The sequence below is a fragment of the uncultured Actinomyces sp. genome, from assembly GCF_963526355.1.
Classification (GTDB): domain Bacteria; phylum Actinomycetota; class Actinomycetes; order Actinomycetales; family Actinomycetaceae; genus Actinomyces.
Map to the genome: position 1 here is coordinate 1 of NZ_CAUROW010000107.1, position 5,836 is coordinate 5,836.

Consider the following 5,836-nt stretch of genomic DNA (forward strand, 5'->3'; position numbering starts at 1 on the left):
GCCCCTGCCCCGGCCCCGGGGACGGTGGCACCTGCCGTCAGGCGGTCGGTGACCGCGTCGACGAGAAGGCCGGTGCGGGTCAGGGAGTCCCTCAGGCGCAGGTCCGGCCAGCGGTCCCGCTCCAGCCCGGCAACGACAACGAGCTCCCACTCCTGGCCCGCGCAACGGGCCGGGGTCATCACGGCGACACCCTCCGGGCGCCGACCCTGGGGGGCGACGGAGTCCGAGGGCAGGACCTCGGCGTCGAGCTCGGCCAAGAAGCTGGACGCATCCTGGCCAGGATGGCGCTCGGCCCAGACCTCAGCGCGCTTGAAGAGGGTCGTGACGACATCGAGGTCGTGCTCGGCGGCCTCGGACAAGAGCGAGCGCACGGAGCTTCCGGAGGGCCGCAGGGCGATGGCCCGCCAGGCCCCGGCCCGGTCGGAGGCATGCCAGGCGGCCCATAGCAGGGCCTCGACATCGCGAGGGGCATCGGCGGGCACTCCCCCGACTGCGGCGCGCAGAGCCTCGATGATTCGGGCGGCGATGAGGAGCCGATCCGCCTGGGCACCCAGCGGCTCCCCGTCCAGGGACCGGACGAAGGCGGAGGCCTGATCGGTATCGGCCAGCAGGGACAGGAGGGCGGCATCAGCACCGGTTCTGGAACCGGTCCCGGTGATGGCCTCAGTGAAGGCGCTGGGCTCACTGGGCTCAGCCCCGCTGACACTCGTGACCGCATCCTCCGGGTCCTGGCGCAGCCGGCGGCGCAGTCGGCGCAGATCCATGGTGGTCAGCCCCACTAAAGGACTGGTGAGGAGGTTGATGGCGGTCTCACGCTGAGGCGGTTCGCCGTGCCCGCCCAGCTGGCCTCGGATCGCGGCGTGCACGATGCCCAGGAGGGCGGCGGCGGCCGGTTCTGCGCGCAGCAGCACCGCGGGTGCGCGGGAGGCCAGGGGCACGCCTCGCCTGCGCAGGTCCCTGGCGAGGGACTCGGCGTCGGCGGCGCTGCGGACGATGACCGCCATCTGCGACCAGGCAGTGCCGTGATGGACGTGCTCGAGCCTGAGGGCACGGGCGACGTGAGTGCGTTCCTGCCGGGTGGAGGAGGCCAGGATCACCTCAACACCGGTCGGAGCCGTCCCCCAGTCCTCGTCAGACTCCCCGGAGACGCGCGATGCCGAGGCACGGTAGGCCGGAGTCGTCTGCCGGTGGGCCGCCGTGCCGGTCACCGGGACCCGGGCGCTCTGGTCGGCGACCACTGCCGCGATCACCGGGTTGCCCCGGTAGCAGGTGGTCAGCCGCAGACGGGTGGCTCCAAGTCCCGAGTAGTCCTCGGCGGCGACGAGCAGACTGGGCGTTCCTCCACGAAAGGTCTCCACTGCGACGTCGGGGTCTCCCAGTACCACGATCTGCGCTCGGTGCCCCTGGGGGTCCGGGACGGCCAGGGCCGTCAGGAGCCTGGCGGTGGCGGCCGTGCAGTCCTGGTAGTCGTCCACGATGACGAGGTCGGGGACCGAGCGGGGGACGGTGACGCCGTCGGCGTCCCACGTCTGCAGGGCCTCGACGGCCCGGTCCTGGAGGCGGGCGGTGTCCATCTTGCGGGTCTGCGCTCTTCGTTCAGCACTGGCCCTGCCCTGCGCATCCCAGGTGCGCAGGAGCCGGGCGGCCGGCTCCCAGATGGGGACATTGAGCCGGCGTCCGAGATCGGCCAGTTCATCGGCGGTGACGCCGAGCTCTCCGGCGCGCGCCAGGAGGTTGCGCAGCTCGGAGCGGAAGGCCCTCGAACCGGTCGCCTCAGTGGGAAGCCCCGGCCAACTGATAGCACTGATCATCGAGGCCAGGACCGAGTCCTCCTCCGCACCGGCCAGGAGGACCGGGGGCGGCAGCGGGTCAGGCCGCCGGGTCAGCGAGGTGGTCAGGATCATCAGGGCGAGGGCCGCGGGGGTGCGCACTCGCACGACGCCGTCGCCGTGCCCCTCGCGCAACAGGTGAGCGGCTCGGCCACGCAACCAGTCCGCACGCGCACGGGTGGGTGCGAGCAGGACGGCGTCCCGGCCAACCGCGACCGCCTCCGACAGCAGTCTTAGTGCCAGTGACGTCTTACCGGTCCCCGGAGCGCCCAGAACGACGACGTTGGCACCCTCGGCCACGCGGTCCAGGACCCGCTGCCCATCGGCGTCGGCAACGGGGAGCTCCGGCGTCTCAGAGGGCGGAAGAAGGCGGATCTGGTCCTGGGACATGTGACCATCTCACCATGGGCCGCCGACAGGAACGTGCACCGTTAAAGGATCGTCACCGATCAGCCGCCCCCTCAGCGCCGGGAAACCGGCGGGTCGCCTGTCCGCGTGGCGCGAAACGGCGCGGTGCCGGGGGTAATCGGACCTCTGGCGCGCCCGGGCGCCTCTAGGATCGGGGCAGGTTCACGCCGCCTCTCCCCGATGGGCGGCACGCCGCTCAATACGGCACACAGATGATGCGAAGGAGTCCCATGCAGGTCACGATCGGAATCAAGCACGCCAGCCGCGAGCTCTCACTGGAGACCTCCGACTCCCAGGAGAAGGTGCTGGCCGCCGTGGCCGACGCCGAGACCAAGGCCGTCACCCTCAGCGACGACAAGGGCCGCAAGGTCTTCGTGCCGGCCGGTTCCCTGGCCTACGTCGAGCTCGGTGAAACCGAGCCCCGCCGGGTCGGCTTCGGTATCTGAGCCGCCTCCTCTCGACGAACGCGCAAAGAGCCCAGATCTGGCGGAGCATCATCCCAACCGTTCCGCCGTTGATCTGTGCTCTTGCCGTTGTGCTCGGCGTCCTGCCAGGAGGCTGAGATCAACATTCCCGGATATCCGGCGATTAGGGCGGTGATATCCGCTCGACTTCCTCCCCTGATCCCAGACCATCGCCCGCGAGGCGGCATCGGATCTAGGCTCTCTGAGACGACGAACCGACACAGCAGGAAACTAGGACTGGTCAGCATGAACCTGTCGGAGCAATTCGCTCATATGGCGACTGGCGCGATGTACGACGACCTGACGCCCGAACTCATCGCAGCACGGGTCGAGACCGTCCAGGCCATCGATGTCTACAACCGCTCCTACGGTCGGCCCGCTGAGGAACGTGAGGCCTTGTTGCGTCGGATCGTGGGATCGATGGGCCGCGAAGTGAGCCTCGAGCCGACGTTCCGGTGCGAGTTCGGACGCAATATCCACCTCGGCTCCCATTTCTTTGCGAACTTCGACTGCGTCATGCTCGACGGCGCCCCCATCACCATCGGAGACAATGTGCTTCTGGGGCCCAAGGTCGGCCTGTACACCTCCAACCACGCGCTGGATCCTCGTGAGCGCGCCGACGGCGCCTGCCGAGCTCGTCCGATCACGATCGGCGACGACGTCTGGATCGGTGGCAACGTCACGGTCCTCCCCGGCGTGACCATTGGCTCGGGTAGCGTCGTCGGAGGAGGCAGCGTTGTCACCCGCAGCATTCCCCCCGGTGTCATCGCTGCGGGCAACCCGGCTCGGGTGATTCGGAACGTGACCGAGGCCGATCGCACCAACTACCGGCCGATCCACTGACACCTGGCCCAACGGAGCTGTCCACCTCTCGATTCCTCACGTTACCGGGACGCGGACCGATACAGTCGCTCTCATGAGGTCGCCCGTGCTCGCGGTCGTGTGCGCCGTCTTGTTCTTCGTCAACGGCGTGCTGCAGCTTCTGCTAGCCCTCGGACTTGCCTTAGGCCGGTTCGTCCTGGGCGGTGCCTATACCGTCTCCCCGCTCTTACTCAGGCCGGTCAACCTGGCACTCTTCCTGGCCTGGTTCGGTTGCGCCCTGGCGTACCTCAGGTACGGCGGCCTGCTGCGCCGTCCTCTACGTGAGCGCACCGCACGTAGCATTGTGTACGTCTCGACCCTGTGGCTGTTCATCGCCTCGGTGTTCAACCTCTTCATCACCACCAGCGACGTCGAGCGCTATGTCACCGGGACACTGTCGACTCTCGCGTGCGTCCTGAGCATGTGGATCGTATGGCGCCGCGACAGGTTCCAGCTCTGCCCCTGCAGGATCAGTCCCCACCGTTAGGCTGGGGTGCATGGACCACCAGGATGGCCAGTGGGGCCTGCTCAGTCAGTGGATCGCGCAGTCGCAGAGCATCGTCTTCTTCGGCGGCGCGGGGGTCTCCACGGAGTCGGGGATCCCTGACTTCCGGGGTGCCAAGGGCTTCTACCACCAGGAGCGAGAGATCCCCCTGGAGCAGGTACTCTCCATCGGCTTCTTCACCGTGCACCCGCAGGCCTACTGGGAGTGGTTCGCCCAGGAGAACGCCCGCGAGGGCGTGGCCCCCAACGCGGCCCACAGGTTCGTGGCCGATCTGGAGAGGGCCGGGAAGCTGTCTGCCGTGGTCACGCAGAACATCGACGGCCTCCACCAGCGGGCCGGCTCCGAGCGGGTCCTCGAGCTGCACGGCAACTGGTCGCGTCTGACCTGCACCGGCTGCGGTGCGCGCTTCACCCTGAACGACGTCGACGACGCCCGCTCCGGCGAGGTTCCCCGTTGTCCAGACTGCGCCTCGGTACTGCGGCCGGACATCGTGTTCTACGGGGAAATGCTCGACAACGGTGTCATCGAGGACGCCGTCCGGGCGATCTCGGAGGCGGATCTGCTGATCGTGGCCGGCACGAGCCTGGTCGTCTACCCGGCGGCGGGTCTCATCGACTACTACGCCGGTGAGCGCCTGGTCCTCATGAACGCGACCCCCACACCGTACGACTCCCGCGCCGACCTCATCATTCGTGAGCCGGTCGGCCAGGTCTTCCAGGAGCTGGAGCGTCTGAGACGGTAGCCCTAACCGATTCCCTGGTCCTCGAGGTCCACGTAGCGCTCGGGCGCCTCTGCCGTGCTGAGGGAGGCAGCGTAGTCGGGTACCTCGTGCTGGAGGGCTCGGTCGGTGCGGCGGTAGCCCGACGACGGCAGCGAGGGCTTCTTGGGGAATTTCATCTCGGGACGCTCCACGTGCTCGTAGGGAATGGACTCCAGCAGGTGGTGGATCATGTTGATACGAGCCTTGCGCTTGTCCGCCGACTCCACGACGTACCAGCGCGCGGAGTCGATGTCGGTGTGGACGAACATCTCGTCCTTGGCACGAGAGTAGTCCTCCCAACGGGGCAGAGCCTCCAGGTCCGTGGGCGAGAGCTTCCATCGCCGCATGGGATCGGTCATCCTCGACTTGAACCGTTTGTACTGCTCCTTCTGGGGCACGGAGAACCAGTACTTGCGCAGCAGGATGCCGTCGTCGACGAGCATCCTCTCGAAGACCGGGCACTGCTGGAGGAAGCGCCGGTGCTCCTCGGGGGTGCAGTAGCCCATGACGTGCTCGACGCCGCCGCGGTTGTACCAGGAGCGGTCGAACAGGCAGATCTCGCCGGCGGCGGGCAGGTGCGCGATGTAGCGTTGGAAGTACCACTGGGTACGCTCGCGCTCAGTGGGGACCGGGAGCGCGATCACGCGCGCGACACGCGGGTTGAGGTACTCGGTGATTCGTTTGATCGCCCCACCCTTGCCGGCCGCGTCACGCCCCTCGAAGATGACGACGACGCGGGCTCCGGTGGCCCTGACCCACTCCTGCATCTCGACCAGCTCCGCCTGCAGCCTCAGCAGCTCGGCCTCATACAGGGAACGGTCCATGGTGGGGTGCTTCTTTGCCATGCTTGAGTTTCGCACAGATCTCATCCAGGCGCGCAGACAACTGGACAATCCTCCGTGCAGACAGATGCAGAGGTGCCCGGTCCTTTCAAGGACCCGGCACCACAGGAGGTGTAAAGCGGGACGGATTACAAACAAAGACACCACGGGGAAGAGCACCCCCCGAA

6 protein-coding genes are annotated in these 5,836 nt (G+C 67.9%); 4 read left to right on the forward strand and 2 right to left on the reverse strand.

The annotated features are described in order from the left end of the window. A partial coding sequence (locus RWR81_RS12045) for a UvrD-helicase domain-containing protein (protein ID WP_314457974.1) occupies positions 1 to 2,219 on the reverse strand: 2,219 nt, incomplete at its 3' end. A gap of 248 nt (positions 2,220 to 2,467) precedes the next feature. Here RWR81_RS12045 and RWR81_RS12050 point away from each other — a divergent pair. The 4 genes from RWR81_RS12050 to RWR81_RS12065 all read left to right on the forward strand — a co-directional run bounded on the left by RWR81_RS12050 (position 2,468) and on the right by RWR81_RS12065 (position 4,809). Next, entirely contained in the window at positions 2,468 to 2,683 is a 216-nt protein-coding gene (locus tag RWR81_RS12050) for a DUF3107 domain-containing protein (protein ID WP_314457975.1), read from the forward strand. Positions 2,684 to 2,947: 264 nt separating this feature from the next. Continuing rightward, the gene (locus tag RWR81_RS12055; protein WP_314457976.1) at positions 2,948 to 3,544 is read left to right on the forward strand and encodes a sugar O-acetyltransferase; all 597 of its coding nucleotides are present in this window, start codon (positions 2,948 to 2,950) and stop codon (positions 3,542 to 3,544) included. A 73-nt stretch (positions 3,545 to 3,617) separates the two neighbouring features. After that, on the forward strand, positions 3,618 to 4,049 hold the full coding sequence (locus RWR81_RS12060) for a hypothetical protein (protein WP_314457977.1): 432 nt from the start codon (positions 3,618 to 3,620) through the stop codon (positions 4,047 to 4,049). A 10-nt stretch (positions 4,050 to 4,059) separates the two neighbouring features. Beyond that, positions 4,060 to 4,809: an NAD-dependent protein deacylase gene (locus tag RWR81_RS12065; protein ID WP_314457978.1), complete on the forward strand. Its 750-nt coding sequence runs from the start codon at positions 4,060 to 4,062 to the stop codon at positions 4,807 to 4,809. A 2-nt stretch (positions 4,810 to 4,811) separates the two neighbouring features. On the opposite strand, the gene ppk2 is transcribed toward RWR81_RS12065, so the two are convergent. Further along, a complete protein-coding gene (ppk2, locus tag RWR81_RS12070) occupies positions 4,812 to 5,651 on the reverse strand; it encodes a polyphosphate kinase 2 (RefSeq protein ID WP_314457979.1) in 840 nt (279 codons plus the stop codon). Positions 5,652 to 5,836: the final 185 nt, after the last annotated feature.

Bases quoted from the DNA above. Each gene is read 5' to 3' on its own strand.
- ppk2 (WP_314457979.1), bottom strand. From the start codon at position 5,651: ATGGACCGTTCCCTGTATGAGGCCGAGCTGCTGAGGCTGCAGGCGGAG.
- RWR81_RS12050 (WP_314457975.1), top strand. From the start codon at position 2,468: ATGCAGGTCACGATCGGAATCAAGCACGCCAGCCGCGAGCTCTCACTG.
- RWR81_RS12060 (WP_314457977.1), top strand. From the start codon at position 3,618: ATGAGGTCGCCCGTGCTCGCGGTCGTGTGCGCCGTCTTGTTCTTCGTC.
- RWR81_RS12065 (WP_314457978.1), top strand. From the start codon at position 4,060: ATGGACCACCAGGATGGCCAGTGGGGCCTGCTCAGTCAGTGGATCGCG.
- RWR81_RS12055 (WP_314457976.1), top strand. From the start codon at position 2,948: ATGAACCTGTCGGAGCAATTCGCTCATATGGCGACTGGCGCGATGTAC.